General features: G+C 69.1%; 18 protein-coding genes. 9 read left to right on the forward strand and 9 right to left on the reverse strand.

Features of this window, described 5'->3' with window-relative positions:
• Positions 1 to 645 (reverse strand): serine hydrolase domain-containing protein (locus ABZS51_RS35015; protein ID WP_355450326.1); only part of this gene is annotated, 645 nt, incomplete at its 3' end.
• Positions 646 to 1,022: 377 nt separating this feature from the next.
• On the opposite strand from ABZS51_RS35015, the gene ABZS51_RS35020 reads away from it, so the two are divergent.
• Positions 1,023 to 1,760, forward strand: a complete 738-nt coding sequence (locus ABZS51_RS35020; protein WP_355450329.1) for a TetR/AcrR family transcriptional regulator — start codon at positions 1,023 to 1,025, stop codon at positions 1,758 to 1,760.
• A 238-nt stretch (positions 1,761 to 1,998) separates the two neighbouring features.
• Here ABZS51_RS35020 and ABZS51_RS35025 read toward each other — a convergent pair whose 3' ends face one another.
• Positions 1,999 to 2,847: an SDR family oxidoreductase gene (locus tag ABZS51_RS35025; RefSeq protein WP_355450332.1), complete on the reverse strand. Its 849-nt coding sequence runs from the start codon at positions 2,845 to 2,847 to the stop codon at positions 1,999 to 2,001.
• Positions 2,848 to 2,929: 82 nt separating this feature from the next.
• Here ABZS51_RS35025 and ABZS51_RS35030 point away from each other — a divergent pair, with 82 nt between their 5' ends.
• The 4 genes from ABZS51_RS35030 (at position 2,930) to ABZS51_RS35045 (ending at position 6,627) form a co-directional block, all read left to right on the forward strand.
• Positions 2,930 to 3,868 carry an AraC family transcriptional regulator gene (locus ABZS51_RS35030; protein ID WP_355450335.1) on the forward strand — a complete coding sequence of 313 codons (939 nt, stop codon included), beginning with the start codon at positions 2,930 to 2,932 and terminating at the stop codon, positions 3,866 to 3,868.
• A gap of 220 nt (positions 3,869 to 4,088) precedes the next feature.
• Positions 4,089 to 5,039 carry an alpha/beta fold hydrolase gene (locus tag ABZS51_RS35035; protein WP_355450338.1) on the forward strand — a complete coding sequence of 317 codons (951 nt, stop codon included), beginning with the start codon at positions 4,089 to 4,091 and terminating at the stop codon, positions 5,037 to 5,039.
• Between the two features lie 109 nt (positions 5,040 to 5,148).
• Positions 5,149 to 5,928 carry an alpha/beta hydrolase gene (locus tag ABZS51_RS35040; protein WP_355450341.1) on the forward strand — a complete coding sequence of 260 codons (780 nt, stop codon included), beginning with the start codon at positions 5,149 to 5,151 and terminating at the stop codon, positions 5,926 to 5,928.
• 135 nt (positions 5,929 to 6,063) lie between these two features.
• Positions 6,064 to 6,627, forward strand: a complete 564-nt coding sequence (locus tag ABZS51_RS35045; protein WP_355450344.1) for a dihydrofolate reductase family protein — start codon at positions 6,064 to 6,066, stop codon at positions 6,625 to 6,627.
• A gap of 241 nt (positions 6,628 to 6,868) precedes the next feature.
• On the opposite strand, the gene ABZS51_RS35050 is transcribed toward ABZS51_RS35045, so the two are convergent.
• From ABZS51_RS35050 to ABZS51_RS35060, 3 genes are all read right to left on the reverse strand, one after another.
• Positions 6,869 to 7,945, reverse strand: a complete 1,077-nt coding sequence (locus ABZS51_RS35050) for an RNA polymerase subunit sigma-70 (RefSeq protein WP_355450347.1) — start codon at positions 7,943 to 7,945, stop codon at positions 6,869 to 6,871.
• A gap of 332 nt (positions 7,946 to 8,277) precedes the next feature.
• Complete coding sequence (locus ABZS51_RS35055) at positions 8,278 to 8,811, reverse strand: MBL fold metallo-hydrolase (RefSeq protein ID WP_355450350.1); 534 nt, start codon at positions 8,809 to 8,811, stop codon at positions 8,278 to 8,280.
• Positions 8,812 to 8,854: 43 nt separating this feature from the next.
• Positions 8,855 to 9,400 carry an isochorismatase family protein gene (locus tag ABZS51_RS35060; protein ID WP_355450353.1) on the reverse strand — a complete coding sequence of 182 codons (546 nt, stop codon included), beginning with the start codon at positions 9,398 to 9,400 and terminating at the stop codon, positions 8,855 to 8,857.
• Between the two features lie 49 nt (positions 9,401 to 9,449).
• Here ABZS51_RS35060 and ABZS51_RS35065 point away from each other — a divergent pair, with 49 nt between their 5' ends.
• Positions 9,450 to 9,902 (forward strand): MarR family transcriptional regulator, encoded by a 453-nt coding sequence (locus ABZS51_RS35065; protein ID WP_355450356.1) that lies wholly within the window; start codon positions 9,450 to 9,452, stop codon positions 9,900 to 9,902.
• A gap of 313 nt (positions 9,903 to 10,215) precedes the next feature.
• Here ABZS51_RS35065 and ABZS51_RS35070 read toward each other — a convergent pair whose 3' ends face one another.
• The gene (locus ABZS51_RS35070; RefSeq protein ID WP_355450360.1) at positions 10,216 to 11,619 is read right to left on the reverse strand and encodes a tetratricopeptide repeat protein; all 1,404 of its coding nucleotides are present in this window, start codon (positions 11,617 to 11,619) and stop codon (positions 10,216 to 10,218) included.
• Between the two features lie 157 nt (positions 11,620 to 11,776).
• On the opposite strand from ABZS51_RS35070, the gene ABZS51_RS35075 reads away from it, so the two are divergent.
• Together ABZS51_RS35075 and ABZS51_RS35080 are read left to right on the forward strand one after the other, a co-directional pair.
• Entirely contained in the window at positions 11,777 to 11,986 is a 210-nt protein-coding gene (locus ABZS51_RS35075) for a hypothetical protein (protein ID WP_355450363.1), read from the forward strand.
• 358 nt (positions 11,987 to 12,344) lie between these two features.
• Positions 12,345 to 12,809 (forward strand): hypothetical protein, encoded by a 465-nt coding sequence (locus tag ABZS51_RS35080; RefSeq protein ID WP_355450366.1) that lies wholly within the window; start codon positions 12,345 to 12,347, stop codon positions 12,807 to 12,809.
• A 675-nt stretch (positions 12,810 to 13,484) separates the two neighbouring features.
• On the opposite strand, the gene ABZS51_RS35085 is transcribed toward ABZS51_RS35080, so the two are convergent.
• Complete coding sequence (locus ABZS51_RS35085) at positions 13,485 to 14,030, reverse strand: GrpB family protein (protein ID WP_355450368.1); 546 nt, start codon at positions 14,028 to 14,030, stop codon at positions 13,485 to 13,487.
• A gap of 206 nt (positions 14,031 to 14,236) precedes the next feature.
• Here ABZS51_RS35085 and ABZS51_RS35090 point away from each other — a divergent pair, with 206 nt between their 5' ends.
• Positions 14,237 to 14,959: a serine hydrolase domain-containing protein gene (locus tag ABZS51_RS35090; RefSeq protein WP_355450370.1), complete on the forward strand. Its 723-nt coding sequence runs from the start codon at positions 14,237 to 14,239 to the stop codon at positions 14,957 to 14,959.
• A gap of 218 nt (positions 14,960 to 15,177) precedes the next feature.
• On the opposite strand, the gene ABZS51_RS35095 is transcribed toward ABZS51_RS35090, so the two are convergent.
• Positions 15,178 to 15,924: a TioE family transcriptional regulator gene (locus tag ABZS51_RS35095; RefSeq protein WP_355450373.1), complete on the reverse strand. Its 747-nt coding sequence runs from the start codon at positions 15,922 to 15,924 to the stop codon at positions 15,178 to 15,180.
• Positions 15,925 to 16,128: 204 nt separating this feature from the next.
• Positions 16,129 to 16,815 (reverse strand): SDR family NAD(P)-dependent oxidoreductase, encoded by a 687-nt coding sequence (locus ABZS51_RS35100; protein ID WP_355450376.1) that lies wholly within the window; start codon positions 16,813 to 16,815, stop codon positions 16,129 to 16,131.
• Between the last annotated feature and the right edge of the window lie 42 nt (positions 16,816 to 16,857).

A 16,857-nucleotide genomic window follows, 5' to 3' on the forward strand; every position in this document is an offset into this window, starting at 1 on the left:
CGAGTGCTCCAGGCCGAGCGGGGTGAACAGCAGGTCCTTGAGTGCCTGGTCCCAGGTGCGGCCGGTGAGGACCTCGATGAGGCGGCCCAGCACGATGTAGCCGAGCCCGCCGTAGGAGATCGCGGTGCCGGGCGGGCAGTCCAGCGGCACGTCCCGGGCGGCCTCGACGTAGCGGGCCAGGCAGTCGTCGCCGCGCCCGCCGTCGTAATTGAAGTCGTTGGTGACGCCGCCGGTGTGCGACAGGAGCTGGCGGACGGTGATCGTCCGGGTGGCCACGGGGTCAGGGGTGGCGAACTCGGGCAGGACGTCGGCCACCCGGGTGTCCAGCGTCAGCCGGCCCTCGTCGATCAGCCGCATCACCAGGGTGGCCGTGTAGACCTTGGCGATCGAGCCGGACAGGAACACCGAGTCGGTCGTCACCTCCACGCCGGTGCCCCGGTGCAGCACGCCGCTCGCCAGCTCGTGCACCCGCCCGTTGACCAGCACCGCCAGCGACGCGCCCGGCACGTGGTGCCGCCGGCGCAGCTCGTCGAAGCGCGCCTGCCAGCGGGCCAGGTCAAAGGTCTGCCCCTGCGAGCCGGCACTCCCCCAGTCGCCGCCGGCCGTCCAGCCACCCTGCTCGGTCCACTGCACGTTCGTCGCCATGTTTCCTCCTGTACGTTGTTCCCTCGATGCGCACACTGTACGCATACTGGAGCAGCGTACGCAATCGCGCACGGTTGTACCGTCGAGGCGGTCAGCAGACCTGAGGCACCACCCGGCGGCGGTGCGGCGGTCCAGCCGGGCAGCTTTGCGGCTTGACGGCTCTGCGGCGCAGCCATGCAGCGGCACGGCCGTGCGATCGTGCGGCGGGCGATACGGCCGTGCGGCTTGGCGGCTGCCGGCGCACGTGCAACGCACGTGCGCGTTCTCGGCGCACGACGCACTTGGGGCGAGCTTTCGATACTGACAGAATGGGATCACTGTACGCATGATGCGAACGTCGTGCGCTACCGTAGGCGTCCCGCAACGAGGAGACCTGTATGCCACCTGAGAAGCAGCCCATCCCCTCGGTATGGGCCCGCCCGCGTCGCAAGCGGGAGCAGCCGTCGCTGAGTCGCGACCGGATCGTGTCCGAGGCCATCCAACTCCTGGACACCGAGGGCATCGACGCCCTGAGCATGCGCAGCCTCGGCGCCCGGCTCGGCGCCGGAGCCACGTCTCTCTATCGGCACGTGGCCAACAAGGACGAGCTGATCGAGCTGGTCGTGGACGAGATCTACGGCGAGGTACGGGTGCCCGCCGCCGACCCCGCACGCTGGCGGGCGGCCGTCACCGAATCCGCCCACAGCCTGCGCTCGATGGTGCTGCGTCATCCCTGGGTCGTCTCCGTGCTCGGCCAGGTCGGGCTCGCCTATCTCGGGCCCAACCTGATGCGGCAGTCGGAGCGCATGCTCACCCTGTTCGAAGCGGCGGGCTTCGCCGTCGACGAAGCCGATCGGGCCATGAAACTGCTCATCGCCTACGTCATCGGGATGACCACCAGCGAGGCCGCCTACCTGTCGGTGCTCGCCCGCAGCGGCCAGAACGAGCAGGACTGGCTTGAGAGCCTGCGACCGACCACCGAACAGGCCCTGCAGGACTACCCGCTCCTGCGCGACGGGCGCGCCGCGGAGCAGACCAAGGATCCGGAGCAGATCCGCGCAGAGTCCTTCGTCTACGGCGTCGAGCGCATCCTTGATGGCTTGGAGACCAGGCTCGGCCGCGCCCCCGCCCGTTGAGACACGGCCGGAGGGCGACGGCCCGGTTCGGTGGACACCTGATCTCTGGGGAACGCTGGTTTCCGGAAGAAGGAGTCTGCTGTGCCGGACAACCATCCGCCGCAGTCGCGCCGGCAGATGGTGGGCCTGGCGCTGGCGGGGACGGACGCCGGAGGAGCCGGCCAAGGAGTTCCAGCCCTCCGCGCTGTCAGCCACAGGCTCACGCACCACATCCTTCGACGTGGTGAGCGCCGACGATCTATCGGTTGCCGGGAGGGTCCCAGAGGCCCGCGGCGGCGGTCTCGGTGACGTAGTCCTCGAACCGCCTGGCCGGCCGGCCGAGGGCGCGTTCCACGCCGTCGGCGACCTCGGCGTGCCGGCCGTCGCGGACGGCCGTGAGCAGGCCGGTGAGCAGCCGCGCGACGTCCGCCGGGACGCCGCCCGCGACCTGGCGTTCGACGAAGACCTCGGGGTCGGCGTCGACGTGACGGACCGTACGCCCGGTGGCCTCGGCGATGAGGCCGGTCGCCTCACCGACGGAGATCGCCCGCGGACCGGTCAGCTCGTAGACCCGGCCGGCGTGGCGGTCGTCGCTCAGCGCCGAGACCGCGACCTCGGCGATGTCGTCCACGTCGACGAACGGCGTGCGCCCGTCACCGGTGGGCAGGTACAAGCTCCCCTCCAGGACCCCGCGCAGCCAGAACGCCTCGCTGAAGTTCTGCGAGAACCAGGTCGGCCGCAGGATGGTCCACTCGACGCCGGAGTCCCGGACGGCCCGCTCGGCGGGCCTGAGGGGATGCCGGTCGTCGGCGTCGACGCCGGGGGCCGACAGCAGCACCAGCCGCCCCACGCCCGCGGCGACCGCCTGGGCCACGAACCGTGGGAGGCGCGCCTGGCCCTCCGCGCTCGGCTGCAGGCCGGGCGTCATGAGGTAGGCGGTGCCGACGCCGTCGAGCGCGGGCCCCCAGGTGGCCGGGTCGTCCAGGTCGAAGGAGACGTCGCCACCCGTACGGGACGCCGTCCGGACCGGCCGGCCGGAGGACTTGAGGCGCCGGGCGATGCGGCGACCGGTCTTGCCGGTGCCGCCGAGAATGAGGATGTTCTGCACAGCTTCTAGAGAACTCCATCGGCCGCAGACGATCCATGGGAGAACGTCGCCGATGCATTTGTGATCGTCTACCATGCGCGGCATGGATGTCCTGAGCGATCTGCTGCATCGGGCCCGTACCAGGAGCGCGATGGTGCGGCAGCTGGTTCAGCGGCCGCCGTGGTCGATGACCTTCGCCGACGTTCCTCCTCTCACGATCGTGGCCACGCTCGGCGGCCGCGCGTCGATCCGGCTCGACGACGACGCCGTGCCGCTGCTGCTGGGCGCCGGCGACATCGCCCTCATCAGCGCCACCGGCCGGTACACGATCGCCGACGATCCGTCCACCCCGCCTCAGGTCGTGGTACGCGGGGGGAAGAAGTACGCCGTCGGCGGGAACGAGGACGCGGCGGCCGGCCGGAGCCTGGCGCCCCGTACCTACGGCGACGGTCTGCCCGGGGCCACGACCATGCTCCGCGGCGCGTACGAGCTCCGCGGCGACGTGGGCGAACGCCTGCTGGACATGCTCCCGCCGCTGGCCGTCGTGCCCGCCGGGCCGCGGACCCGGGCGGCGCTGGATCTGCTCACCACCGAGGCCGCCTGTGACGAGCCCGGCCAGGACGCCGTCCTCGACCGGCTGCTGGACCTCGTGCTCGTGCTGGCGTTGCGGGCCTGGTGCGCCAGGTCCGAGCCGGGGCTCCCCGCCTGGTACCGGGCACTGGGCGACCCCGCCGTCGGAGACGCGCTGCGCCTGCTGCACGAGGATCCCGCCCACCGGTGGACGGTCGCCGCGCTGGCCGCGAAGGTCGGCATGTCCCGCGCCGCCTTCGCAGCCCGCTTCACCGGCCTGGTCGGCGAGCCCCCGCTCACCTACCTCACCAACTGGCGGATGACCTTGGGGGCGGACCTGCTCCGTGACACCGAGGCGACCGTCGCCGCCGTGGCCCGCACGGTCGGGTACGAGGACGCCTTCGCCTTCAGCGTGGCGTTCAAGCGCGCCCGCGGCGTGAGCCCCTCGATCTGGCGCCGAGGGATGCGCTGACCCCGGCTCGGCGCTGCCACTCAGCCGTGAGCGTCACGAAAGCCAGCCGGGATCGTCCCTTCGTGCCCGCCTGGCCTCGGCGAGCCGACTGACCGGAACATTTGTACAAGATACCGGCGCGCACCGACGGCGACAGTAGGCCCATGATTATCTCCCCGGGGCTCGACGACCCCGCTGTTTCGACGACGCCGGCCTGGGCTTTCCGCACCGGCAGGATGATGTGAGCAGCCCCGCACGGCGCCGGCGGCGCCTCTTGATCACCTCGGCTGTCCTCCTCGTCGTCGTCGGGTTGCTTCTCGTGAACGCGGCGGTGGTGACGCGGCAGAGCGCCGAGGCCAGTGGGAATCCGACCCTGCCTCTCGACGGCGGGAACATCTACGTCCGCCAGGACGGCCCCCCGGATGCCCCGGCTGTCGTACTGATCCACGGGCTCGCCGCGTCGACCCGGTCGTGGGACGCGCTCGTCCCGCTGCTGGCCACCTCCCATCGCGTGATCCGGATCGACCTGCTCGGACACGGCCGGTCGGCCAAACCGGCCGGCGGCGGCTACGGGATGCCGGAGCAGGGGCGCCGGGTCGGTGAGGCGATGGACCGGCTCGGGGTCAAGCACGCCGCAGTGGTCGGCCATTCCACCGGTGGCGCGGTCGCCACCGCTCTGGCCGAGCAGCGCCCCGACCTGGTGACCTCGCTCGTGCTCATCGACACCGCGCCCCGTCTGGCCGCCGCCGTATCAAGCGGCGGCGTCGGCGGGCTCCTGTACACCCCCGTCATCGGGCAGCTGCTGTGGCGGCTTCGGACCGACAGCCTGATCCGCAACGCCGCGAGCACCGCGTTCAGCCGTCGCGGCTACGAGGTCCCGCAGGCGGTCGTGGACGACGCGCGCGGCATGACCTACCACGCCCTCATCGCGACAACGCAGACCGGCGACGACTATGTGAATCAGCGCTCGCTGCCCGACCGGCTGATTCCCCTCGGCAAGCCGCTGCTGGTGATCTTCGGTGCGGAAGACCGGAGATGGCGATCCTCCTCCGCTGCCGAATACCGCGCCGTTCCGGGCGCGAAGGTCGAGTTGCTGCCCGGTGTTGGCCACTCGCCCATCATGGAGGACCCCCCGCGGACCGCCGCGCTTCTTCTGGCCTTCACCGCGAGCCACACCACCCAGTCGCACTGAACGACATGAAGGCCCATGGCGGGACCGGCCTGCGGTGCGTGGATCCGGCCTGTGTTCTCAAGCCGTACGTGTATGCCCGACAACCTTCGCCCAGGACAGGGAGATCGCGATGCCACACACCAGCTCAGACATCTACTGGGAGGAACACGGCCAGGGCCCGCTGACACTTGTCATGCTGCCGGGATTCGGCGCCTCGGCCGAGTCCATGACCGGGATCGCGCGGCACCTGAGCGGGTTCCGCGTCCTGATCTTCGACTTGCCCGGACATGGTCAGTCCGTACGCGCGCCGGCGGACGGGAGCCTGCCCACGCTGGCCGCGACCCTGCACGACGCGATCAACGACGCGGGCGTCGACACCTACTGCCTGGTCGGCTATTCCCTGGGTGGTGCGATCGCGCTGCGTATCGCGCTTGACCACCCGGATGAGGTGCGTGCGCTGATCGGTGTCGTTCCGTGGAACGCCGCGGGGACGACTGCCGGGGACGAGGTGATCGCCGGCTTCGATGCCGCGTACGGCGATGTCGAGGCCCTCACGCAAGCAGTGGCGGCAATCTCCCTGGACCCGTCGAAGACCTCGAGCCTGACGAGCAGCATGCTGACCGTCACCGAACAGATGTGGCACGGCTGGCTGGCCGGCGGTGCGCTGACAAGCCAGGCCGGCGAGCTGCCTGAGATACGCGTACCGACCTGCTACATACTCGGTGGAAAGGACGTCGTCGTAGATCAAGCCAAGCAGCTTGACGACGTGCGGCGCATCCCTGGAAGCCGCGCGGTCCTGCTGAGCGAGCTTGGACACCTGTGCGGTCTCGAGACGCCCGACGTCGTCGCGAACGAGATTTCGAGCTTCCTGGAGACGGAGATACGCGCCGATCCAGCCGGAAGTCGTTGAGAGGCCCGGACAACGGGCGAGTGCGCGGGTGAGCCCGATCCGGCGATCAGCGCCGGGGTTCGTCGAGCGCACCGATCAGGTTTCCGCGCCGTGTCCGTCTGTACGTGGGAGATCGACTCACGGAAGGCTGGCACGATGCGGAAACTGATCTTCGGCATGAACCTGAGCCTGGACGGCTACATCGCCGCGCCCGGCGACGACCTCGGCTGGAGCGTACCGAGCGACGAGCTGTTCCAGTGGTGGTCCGACCGGGTGGGGGCGACCGGCCTGGCGCTGTACGGGCGCAGACTGTGGGAGACGATGAGCTCCCACTGGCCGACCGCCGACCAGCAGCCCGGCGCCACACCGGCGGAGATCGAGTACGCCCGCCGCTGGCGGGACATGCCGAAGGTGGTGTTCTCCTCGACGATCAGCACGGTCGACTGGAACACCCGCCTGGTCACCGGCGACGCGGTCACCGAGATCACCCGGCTCAAGGCCGAAGACGGCGGCCCCATGGACATCGGCGGCGCCACACTTGCCGCAGCGGCCATGCGGGCCGGGCTGATCGACGAGTACGTGCTGGTCACCGCACCGGCCTTGCTGGGCGGCGGCACGCCGTTCTTCACGGCCCTGGACAGCTGGGTGAGCCTGAACCTGGTGGAGACGCGGACGTTTCCCGGCGGGGTGGTACTGACCCGATACGAGACGAGGCGATGAGCACGGGCCAGACGCTCGGCTCGTGAGGCCAGGTCGAAATCCTTCCTGGTGTGCTCACCGTGACCCTCGGCCATGAGGGAACCTTCCCCGGGCCCTTCCTCGCGTTCCACGTGAGCTGTTGACGACTTGGTGGAGATGCGGGCGACGGCGTCGTTGATCGTGACGCGATGATCTTCGGGGGCATGGAGATGCCCCGCCGGCAACGCCGGCGGGGCGGTGGGTGTTCAACTGGTCGGTGTGCTCATTCCGCGGTGACTTCGGTGACGGCGGCCCGTGCGCTGGACTCGTCGACGATGGGGCTTTTGTCTGATGACAGTGTCGGGGGCAGGCCCAGCCATGGTTTGTCGGTGGCGTCGAATCCGGTGAGCTCGGCGATCTTCCCGTCGACGATGTGCAGGACCGCGATGTTGAACAGCCGGTACTCCGGGTCGCCGGGGGTGCGGAGGTACAGCACGGCCGCAGGCATGCGGTTGACCGTCGTGGTGATACAGCGCCAGTCGTCGTAGCCGCGCTGGAAGAGCCCATGGGAGACCCAGCCGTCCACCGCGTCCTTGGCCGTCATGATCAAGGTGCCCGGCTCGGGCAGCATCGCGAAGCGCAGGTCGTCGCGCAGCAGGGACAGCAGCCCGTCGAGGTCGTTGCGCTCATGGGCGTCGATATACGACTTCACCACGCCGCGCTCGTCATTCGACAGCTCGTGGGTGGCGGGGCTCCGCCAGTCGAGGCGGCGGTCGGGCAGCTGCTCGCGCATCGTCACACGGGCCCGCTGTAGTGCGCTGGTCACCGATGCGACGGTCAGCTGGAGGGCGTCGGCGGCCGCCGACGCCGGCCAGCCGAGGATGTCGCGCAGGACGAACGCCGCCCGCTGCCGCGGCGGCAGGTGCTGGACGGCGACGATGAACGCCAGCTCGATCGTCTCCCGCGCCACCACCGATTCCTGCGGGTCCTCGGGGAGCATCCGGTCGGGGTACGGCTGCAGGTACGGCACCTCGGAGCCGGGGTCCGGCAGCTCGGACGGTACGGGTGTGCGGTTGTTGCGCTTCTCCAGGAAGTCGAGGCAGGCGTTCGTCGCGATCCGGTACAGCCAGGTCCGCAGGGCCGCGTGGCCCTTGAACGACTCCCGCTTGTTCCACGCTCGCAGGAACGTCTCCTGCGTCATGTCCTGGGCGTCCTCGTAGTTCGCCAGCATCCGGTAGCAGTGCACCTGCAGCTCACGCCGGTGGCGCTCCGTGATGAGTGCGAACCGCGCCGTGTCGCCTGAGCGGACCGCCGCGATGAACGTGGCCTCGTCGGCGCCCAGCGGTCTGGCGTCGGTCATGGTCATCGATCCTTCCACAGCTGCGAGAGAGCTGACAGAACTGACGACGTGGCGGAGGATTTCTGATCGGTGAAGCCGCTCACACCGGGCCGTTCGCCAGGCCGGATGGGTCGGGGTCGATCCAGGGGACGTGCTCCGGGTCGGGCACACCCTCGATGTCGAGGTGGGGCCGGCACGGCTATGCGTTGTTCTTCGGCGCCTGCTCCTCAGGGGCCGCGCGCTTCCCGTTCACCCGGGGAACCATCCCCATGCTCCGGTCCTGCGCTGCAGGGCACGCCGGCCGCCGTCGGTGGCCGGGGCCGGCGAATCGGCCGCGCTGGCTGGCCCGCGCTCTATCCCTTCCTGACCTCCTCGCTCACCTGGGCCGGTGAGGTGCGCCAGGGGGCGCCGTGGCCCGGAAGCACCCAGGATGCCGGCAGCCCGGCGAGCCGGTCCAGGGAGGACAGGGCTTCGGCTGGATCGTCGGTGAAGGGCGCGGGCTGCGGGCCCGTGCGCCCCGTGAGGACGTGCCGCGTGGTCAGGGCGTCGCCGACGAAGACCGCGTCGGCGAGCGGGACGTGGATCGCCACGCTGCCCGGCGAGTGCCCCGGCATGCCCACGATCACCGGCTTCCCGGGCAGGTCCAGGACGTCGCCGTCGCCGACCTCGGTGACCTCGCTGACGTGACGGGTGCGCAGGCCGTTCTTGCGGAGGGAATAGCCGAAGAAGCCGAGCGTCGGGCCCAGGCGCATGGGCCCGAGCGCGGTCTTGGGCTTTTCTCCCGTGCGGGTACGGACCGTGTCGGCGCCATGCACGAACACCGGAACACCGTGCTCGCTGCGCAGACGTTCGGCAAAGCCGATGTGGTCGGAGTTTGCGAGTTTCATGGGAGCTCTTTCGGGGCTGAGGGCGAAGGGATGGTTGCGGTCGCTAAACCATCAGGTCGTGCAGTGCGGTGATGACGTCGCGGCCGGTGGGGGTGGTGAAGTCGCGCACCATGCTCGTGACGAAGCTCGCCACCGACGTCACCGTGCCGCCGGCCGCCTCGATCTGGCGGAGTGCCGCGTTCTCCGTACGCTCGGACATGCCGCCGCTCGCGTCGACCAGCACGATCACGTCATAGCCGTCGGCCAGGGCGTCGAGTGCGGTGTGCAGGACCACGATCTCCGAGGTCACGCCGCATATGGCCAGCGTTTTGCGGGCCTCGGCGGCGATCGCCTCGCGCCATGCCTGATCGTCCCAGCAGGACGGGCCGCTGCGCACGAACGGGAGCGTTGCGGGAAGTTCGGCGATCACGCCGGGCCCACCGGGCCGGGGTGCGGCCGACACGGTGAACGGGATGTCCAGCGCCTGCGCGACCTTGCCGAGAACCCCGGCCGAGCGTCTGATGGTCTCGGGGCTGTTCGTCCTGCTCAGGGTCACGATGCTGTCCTGAAGGTCGGCGAAGACGATCTGCGGGGCGCGGTGATCGAGCATCGATCTCATCTCTAATCATTTACAGCCTGAATGATTTTGGGACGGTATCATGCTGAATGTGAACGATGTCAAATGGACCGAAACCCTCAGCTTCCGGCTCAGCACCCTGGGCGTGCTGGTCGCCGATCAGTACGCCCGGACTCTGGCCGTCCACGATCTGAAGCCCAAGCACGTTGGCCTGCTGGAAGTCCTCGGTTCGGGGCTGGCCGTCTCGCAGCTCGAGATCGCCAAGCTGATGCGGGTGGCACCCAGCCTCGTGGTGTCCCTCGCCGACCACCTCGAATCCATGGGCGCCATCGAGCGGCTCCGCGACCCGGCCGACCGTCGCCGCCAGATTCTGAGCCTCACCGGCGAGGGGCGAGACCTCCTCGCGGAATGTACTGCCAAGGCGCTCGTTCTCGACGCGAAACTCGCCGCCGACCTCACCTCGTCCCAGCACGCCGCGCTCAGCGAGGCGCTCGGCCGCCTGGCGGCGTCCTACGGTCTGCCTGTGCGTGAATGATCAGATGCGGGTACGGCACGCCGTCGTCAGCATGTGGTGGCGTTCGGCGGCGGTATCGGCTGGGCGCCCGCACCACGGGCGCCACCGGAATACGGCAGAGACTTGATCATCGATCGGAATCACTTCTCAGTTGCCCCAACCGCGCTGTGCCGTCCCTGCTGTGTGATCGCACGGAGACAGGCGATGAACAAGCAGACGGAGACCCAATGGGTGCTGCCGAACTTCGCCGACCTGTGCGGCACATTGCTCTTTTCCTCGTACTTGGCCTGCCTCATGTACGACAATCGGCTCAAATGCCCCTGCCCCCCTGGACTTATACACGTAGCTTTGTCAGACGGTCGGTGGCCTCGTGCGGGGTCAGGTCGGCGCCCTGTTCATAGGCGCTGTCGTAGTCGGTACGGCCGAGCGACTCCGTGAGCATCTCCGAGAGGCAGCGCAGTTCGGTGTCGCCGTGGTCGAAGGCGCCGCGGATGGCCTGGCTCAGGCCGAGCGCGGTGGCCGCGCCCGCCGGATCGCCCTCCAGCGACAGTAGCTTGGCCAGGAGTTGAGCAGCCAAGGGGACCTCCATGATCGCCTGCGCCGCCTCGACAGCGCGGGGCATCATTCCGCGGGCGCGTACGGCGTCGCCGGCGGTGAGGAGGTTGGCTACCCGAGCGAGGAGCAGCCGAGGGTCGGTGGCCTCCGCCGGCTGGGGCAGCTTGCGCAGGAGCGCCTCCATCCGGTCGAGCGCCTGATCGGCGCGTTCGACCTCTCCGGAGCGGCGGTGCAGTTCTGCCTGGACGCGGAGCACCTCGATCTCCAGCGCCGGCTGGCCACGCCGCCAGGCCGCTCGTTCGGCGGTGTCGATGTCGCGCCTCGCGCCGGCCAGGTCGCCGGCGCGCATGCGTTCCGTGGCGAGCCCGAGCCGGGTGGAGACCTCGTCCTGCGAGCCGAGGTCGGTGGCGATCGCGAGGCTGTGCTCGTAGGCGGTGATCGCCTGGTCGTGGTCTCCGGCGATGGTGTGGATCTGGGCCAGGCCGTACAGCGCCTTCGCCGTCCACCACCGATCGCCCGTCTCCTCGAACAGGCGCAGTGCCGTGGTCATCGCGGTCGCGGAGCCCTCCCGGTCGCCCTGTTCGCGATGGCGCATGGCTTCGATCATGAAGGTGCAGGCGATCGCCCAGCGGTCCGGGCCGCTGCGCACCCGGGCGATCTCTTGATCGAGCAGCTCGTCCAGCCCGGGTATCGCCGCCATCACCAGCACTATCGTCAGCAGCATCGGATAGCGGCGCAGCGCGCCCGTGCGCGCGCAGTCGCCGATGAGCGCGCGGAGCCGCTCGTGGTCAGTGATCGGCCCGCCCTCGGCGCCCACCAGGTGGATCGCGGTGAACGCGGCGCGGGCGTCCGCGGGCAGCGCGTCGCCGAACTCGGTGACCTTGGCGATGTAGGTCTCGGCTCGGGCGTCGTAGCGGAGCATGACCCAGTACCAGTACAGCGGTCCGAGTATCCGGGCCGCGGTCTCGGCGTCGTCCCCATCGATGGCCGTTTGCAGGGCGTACATCAGGTTGTCGTACTCGGCCTGGAACAGCCGCAGCGACTCCGCCTGCTTGTCCGAGCGCAGCAGCGGCTCGTGTTCGTCGGCCAGGTCCGCGAAGTACCGGGTGAGCCCACGCAGGACGGCGTCGGTTTCTCCTGCGAGCCGGAGCTTCCCCGCCGCGCCGGCCACCCCGGCGAGCACCGCAACGAGGCCCGCAAGGTGCGCTGGGACGGCACCGCCCCGGTCACCGACTTGCAGGGCCGCCCCCTGCTGAAAGGCAGCCTTCAGCCGACCAACCCGCGTCGACGACCACGCCGCACGCTTCCCGGCTTGACGGCCCGACAGGAGGACCCGCCAGATGCCGCTGATTCCCGCCAGTGAGTACAGCCGCGAGGACCTGCAGCAGATCGTTCGTGACGAGAACGCGAACGCCGCCCGCCGCACCGCGCAGGGCCACACCTGGGCCGCCAGGCAGCACCAGGACAACGCCGACGAAGCGCGAGAGATGATCGAAGCCCGCCACTACGGACGCAACACCCGCAAGCACCAATGGCGGCAGCCCAACTGATCCGTAGGAAGAGCACGGTAATCCTGATCGAACACGATCAAGATCAACAAGAGTGCTAAGGTATCGACGCTTCGCGCGATAACGTCCGGGACGAAAACCCAGCGCCAACACGGCGCACCGGCGGCGGTGCAGGGCCCACGCCGACCGGTCCCCGAACCGCGATCATCGCGGAGCGAGTTAGTGGATAAGACAGCCTTAGCGTTCCGTCCGGGACGGAAACTTCGCGCGCTCCCGCGTACCGGTCGACGACACCGGTGGCGCCGGGCCGGTCACCACAACCATGATCGTAGCGGAGCAAGTTAGTACGAAACTCGGAGAAGACGTTCCGTCCGGGACGCAAGCTCGCTGTGATGGATCAATGGATCCCGCCGGCGAGAGCACCCTCAGCACCCGCGTACAGCAGCGCCTGCAGAGCCGCACCTGCGGCTGGTGCGGCAGCCTCATCTCCTACTCCGGGCGCGGCCGGCCGCCGTCCTACTGCAGCAAGGCGCACCGCAACCGGGCCTGGGAAGTGCGCACCGCGCAGGCCCGCCTGCAGCGCGACATCGCCACCGCGGCCGCCACTGCCGAGCCGGTGCGCGAGGTCATCACCGAGACCGTCACCCACACCCAGACCCGCGTGCAGACGCGCCTCGACCGACGGCCGCCGGCCACCGCTCGTGAGTGGGTCGAGCACTTGCGGGAGCTCGCCCGCCAGCTCGACGGCGACGAGCTCGGGCGCCAGCACTGGAACCACGCCAGGCTGTATCGCGCCCTGGCCGACGCCATGAACGCGCTCGACCGCGCCCATCCCGGAGGCCTCAACCGGCTCTTGGGCCGCTGACCGAGCACGTCCCCGGCCGCGCAGAACCGGCGCAGCAAGATAGGCGCTAAGTGCCCCCCAATGGCCCGTCCGGGGGGGGGGCCGAAAGCAACTTCTCTCTACGGTGTCATCAAGGCGCCCGCTACGCGGCCGCGGTGGTGTGCGGGGACCGTGCTCAGGCATCGCCGCCGCGTTCGTCGAGCCCGAAGACGATGTAGGCGGACCTCGCGGACAGGCTTACGCGCCCGCGCGCGACGGTCATGTACCTATGCATCTCGACGCATCGGCCGTCCGCGCGCCGAGTTGCCGAAAGAAGCGCTCAGTGCGCCCGGCCCTGACGCCGGTGATGCTCTCGCCGGTCGACGACCGACTACATCCGTCGGGAGGCATCTGTCCATCCCCTGAAAGCGTGGAGACTCGGTTATGCGGCGATGGTCTCCTGAGGCTTCGCCTTGGTGGCTGTTCGCGCGGTCATGATCTGCCGCTCGTAGACGATCGGTGGTAGCCCGTCGGCGGCGCTGCATGGGGTATCAAGCGCGCCCCGCGCCGTTTGCGCGGGGCGCGGACCCTGACGGCCCGCCGCGCCCCTGTCGCTTCCGGCTGAAGTTGGCGAAGCAGGCACGCGCTGACCTGCGGCCCGTCATGTTGGTGTGGACGGTTTTGGGTTGAGACGTTCAGGTCTTGTTGTCGGTCGGGTCAGGCGTCGCTCGGGCCCGATCGCCAGCCGACGCTCTGAGCCCACGTGTCGGCGCGCCGCACGATGTCCCAGACGAAGGGCTCCTTGGCCGAGACATACCGTTGCCGGTCATCGCGGAACTGCCGCGCACATCGCCGCTTCATCTGGGCGAACTCAGCCGCGGTGGCGGGATGGGCGCGCAGGTAGTCGCGGAACAGCAGGGGCATCTGCTGGGAAAAGCTGCCGAGCTCGCGCACGTGAATGTGGGTGCGGCGGCTGCCTGGGGCCTCGCGGAAGTATCGTTTGGTTAGTTCGGGGTTGTCCGCCCGATGCACCAGGCCGAGCCGCTCCAGCGGAGCCTTGTAGGCATCCAGCGGCTCCAGCGAGCGTACCGAGATCTGGATGTCGATGACCGGCTTGGCGGCCAGGCCAGGCACCGACGTCGAGCCGATGTGATCGATCCGCAGTGCGCCGTCACCGAGTGCCCCACGCAACGCTTTCCCGATCGCGGCAAACTCCACCTGCCAAACCGGGTCATAGTCCACGATCTCGATTTGATCTCCCATGCCCCTGATTGTCCACGGAGCTGCCGGCGGGATCCGACAACTCAACCTGAACACCGACACGAGCACCGACAACTACACGCGGACACCGACAGCTTCACCTGCAACCGACAGCCCCCTCTGCGCCCCACGCGCCGACCGTCGTACGGCCGGGGGCACACCTAGGCATCATGCGTTCGCTCACCCCACGAGCAAGATCCAAACGCGGAATGGACCAAGGTATCTCGGCTTTCGCCAGAAACGTCCGGGACGGAAAGCGGGACGAAGATCGACGATGGCTGAGGCCTACGATCGCCCCACTTCGGTGCCGGCCGTACGGGCCTGGCAAGGGGTGGGGTTACTCCAACACCAACTTCACGCTTGCCGGAATGATCATCGAGAAGGTCACCGGCAGGTCCTACGCCGAAGAGATCAACCAGCGCATCATCCGCCCGCTCAGCCTGCGGAAGACGTACCTGCCGGGCGGAGGCACGAAGCTGCGCAAGCCGCACGCACGGCACTACGTCAAGTTTCTGGTCGGCGAGGACACCACAACCCCCTACGACCTCACCGACATGAACCCCTCCTGGGCCGGCTCAGCCGGCAGCATCGTCTCGACCATGAACGACCTGCACATCTTCTATCGGGCGGTGCTGAACGGCCGTTTGCTGCCGCCCGCGCTGCAAAAGGAGATGTTCACCACCGTCTCCACCAAGGGCGCGCAGTGGATCGACAACACCACCTACGGGCTCGGAATCTTCTCCCAGGAGCTGTCCTGCGGCGTGACGGTCTGGGGCAACGGTGGCAGGATCCACGGCTCCTGGACCTATGCGATGGGCACCCGAGACGGCAGGCACATGGTCGTCACCAACATCAACGGCGACTGGGGCAACCCGATCAGCATCCTCACCAAGGAAATGGAAGCCGAGATGTGCCCGCCGAGATCACGATGACCGCTCAATAGCACCGGCTCATCCGGCCTCACGAGCACGAGGCCGGATGCTCGCGCACCGCATGCGGCTCGGCGGCGATGATCAACTCTGCCGAACGGCCGTGTTCATCAAACGTAACCAAACCCAAGCGGAGGGTCGCATCACCCGACAAACGAACCCTCTGAGCAGCACCTCAACACCCCACTATCCCTTTCTCCCGTACTCGGTCTGCCACCCGGTCACGGGCTGCGGGTACCCGGCTCGTCTCCGGGCGGAGCCGGTCGGCAGTCGAGGTAGGCGTCCAACGCGGCGGCCCCCGTGAGCATGGCGCGGCTCCTGGCCGAGAGGCGGGCGTGCCAGTCGCGCAGCGTCGACTCCAGCGGTGCGACGCCTCCGGCCGAGTGGACCTGGGCGATCAGCGGGGCGATCTGCTCCAGCAGGTAGCCGCCCCTTCTGAGCTGGTGGGCCAGCCGGGCGTCACGTACGTCGGCCGCGCTGTAGATCCGGTAGCCCGTCTGCGGGTCGCGGCGCGGCCGGACCAGGCCGGCGCGTTCCCATTTGCGCAGGGTGGCCGGGCGGATGCCGAGCCTTCTCGCCAGCGGGCCGACGAACGTGTCGCCGCGTTCCTGCGGCACGGGCGCGAGGTCGCGGAGCGCGGCTTCGACGGCCTGGAGGGTGCGGCGGTCGTCGAGGAGCTGGGCGTGGCTCTCGTCGATGAGCCGCAGCGCGTCCTCGGTCGCGCCCCGGTTGACCGCCTGCATGATGGACGTGGCCGTACGGTGGCCGTGTCCGGGCACGAGGGCGAGGAACGCGCGCAGGGCCTGCGCGTGCAGCGGCGTGTAGGTGCGATAGCCGTGAAGGGTGCGATCGGCGGCCGGAAGGATGCCGGCGTCCTCGTAGTTCCTGATCGCCTGCGTGGACAGGCCGTGCCCGCGCGCCAGGTCGACCGGCCTGAGCCGTGCGCCGTTTTGAAGGTTACGTCCCATGAGCCTGCCGATGCCGCGAAAAACTATCAACCAGAGATCAACAATACCGTTGACGGCATGATCGCTGGAATCAAGGACGCTGTCCATGCCGTCATGAGGCCGCTCCCGGCCAGGCCGCGGTTGCTCGCCCTTGATACTCCGGACGGCGGCAGAACGACGATCGAGGGGGGTGCAGGCGCGCCGCCCTCGATCGTTTCCGCGCGCCTACCAGCGCAATTCCCCGGTTTCGTTCTGGAACGTTCCTGTCGGACCGTCCGCGTCGAGGGTTGCCAGGCGCACGACAGTCCTGGCGCTCTCGTCCGGTGACCTTCCGATTCCGAAGGCCGCGGTCATGTCGGTGGCGGTGGTGCCGGGCTCGATCGCATTGAACTTGACGCCCGGCTGGGCCTTGGCGTACTGAACCGTGAGCATGGTGGCTGCCGACTTGGACGCCGAGTACAGCGCGAGGGGCAAGTGGAATTCCGGCCGGTCGGGGTTGTTCACTGCCCAGAACGACCCGGCGCTGCTCGAAACGATGACCACGTTGGGGTTCGATGATCTGCGCAGCAGGGGAAGCGCCGCCTCCGTGACGCGCACGATTCCCACCGCGTTGGTGTCGAACACGCGGAGAGCCGTGGGACCGTCGACGACTCCGTCTCCCAAGATGCCCGCGTTGTGCACCAGAACGTCGAGCCGGCCCTCGGCCGCGTCGATCGTCGCCAGCGCGCTGCTCACCGACGCGTCGTCGGTCACATCGAGTTGCACGAATCGTGCGCCAAGGGCCGCCGCGGCCTTTTCGCCTCGCTCGACGTCACGCGCGCCGATGTAGACGACGTGGCCCACGTCCAGAAGCTGTTTGGCTGTCTCGAAGCCGATGCCCTTGTTGGCCCCGGTGATCAGTGTGATGGTCATGCTGTTCCTTTCGACATATGTGCCACCGCGTGCGACCGCGCC

This window comes from Nonomuraea sp. NPDC005501 (genome assembly GCF_040605905.1).
Classification (GTDB): domain Bacteria; phylum Actinomycetota; class Actinomycetes; order Streptosporangiales; family Streptosporangiaceae; genus Nonomuraea.

Bases quoted from the DNA above. Each gene is read 5' to 3' on its own strand.
- ABZS51_RS35040 (WP_355450341.1), top strand. From the start codon at position 5,149: ATGCCACACACCAGCTCAGACATCTACTGGGAGGAACACGGCCAGGGC.
- ABZS51_RS35100 (WP_355450376.1), bottom strand. From the start codon at position 16,815: ATGACCATCACACTGATCACCGGGGCCAACAAGGGCATCGGCTTCGAG.
- ABZS51_RS35065 (WP_355450356.1), top strand. From the start codon at position 9,450: ATGCTGAATGTGAACGATGTCAAATGGACCGAAACCCTCAGCTTCCGG.
- ABZS51_RS35085 (WP_355450368.1), bottom strand. From the start codon at position 14,030: ATGGGAGATCAAATCGAGATCGTGGACTATGACCCGGTTTGGCAGGTG.
- ABZS51_RS35075 (WP_355450363.1), top strand. From the start codon at position 11,777: ATGCCGCTGATTCCCGCCAGTGAGTACAGCCGCGAGGACCTGCAGCAG.
- ABZS51_RS35095 (WP_355450373.1), bottom strand. From the start codon at position 15,924: ATGGGACGTAACCTTCAAAACGGCGCACGGCTCAGGCCGGTCGACCTG.
- ABZS51_RS35050 (WP_355450347.1), bottom strand. From the start codon at position 7,945: ATGACCGACGCCAGACCGCTGGGCGCCGACGAGGCCACGTTCATCGCG.
- ABZS51_RS35030 (WP_355450335.1), top strand. From the start codon at position 2,930: ATGGATGTCCTGAGCGATCTGCTGCATCGGGCCCGTACCAGGAGCGCG.
- ABZS51_RS35060 (WP_355450353.1), bottom strand. From the start codon at position 9,400: ATGCTCGATCACCGCGCCCCGCAGATCGTCTTCGCCGACCTTCAGGAC.
- ABZS51_RS35080 (WP_355450366.1), top strand. From the start codon at position 12,345: ATGGATCCCGCCGGCGAGAGCACCCTCAGCACCCGCGTACAGCAGCGC.
- ABZS51_RS35090 (WP_355450370.1), top strand. From the start codon at position 14,237: ATGGACCAAGGTATCTCGGCTTTCGCCAGAAACGTCCGGGACGGAAAG.
- ABZS51_RS35045 (WP_355450344.1), top strand. From the start codon at position 6,064: ATGCGGAAACTGATCTTCGGCATGAACCTGAGCCTGGACGGCTACATC.
- ABZS51_RS35055 (WP_355450350.1), bottom strand. From the start codon at position 8,811: ATGAAACTCGCAAACTCCGACCACATCGGCTTTGCCGAACGTCTGCGC.
- ABZS51_RS35020 (WP_355450329.1), top strand. From the start codon at position 1,023: ATGCCACCTGAGAAGCAGCCCATCCCCTCGGTATGGGCCCGCCCGCGT.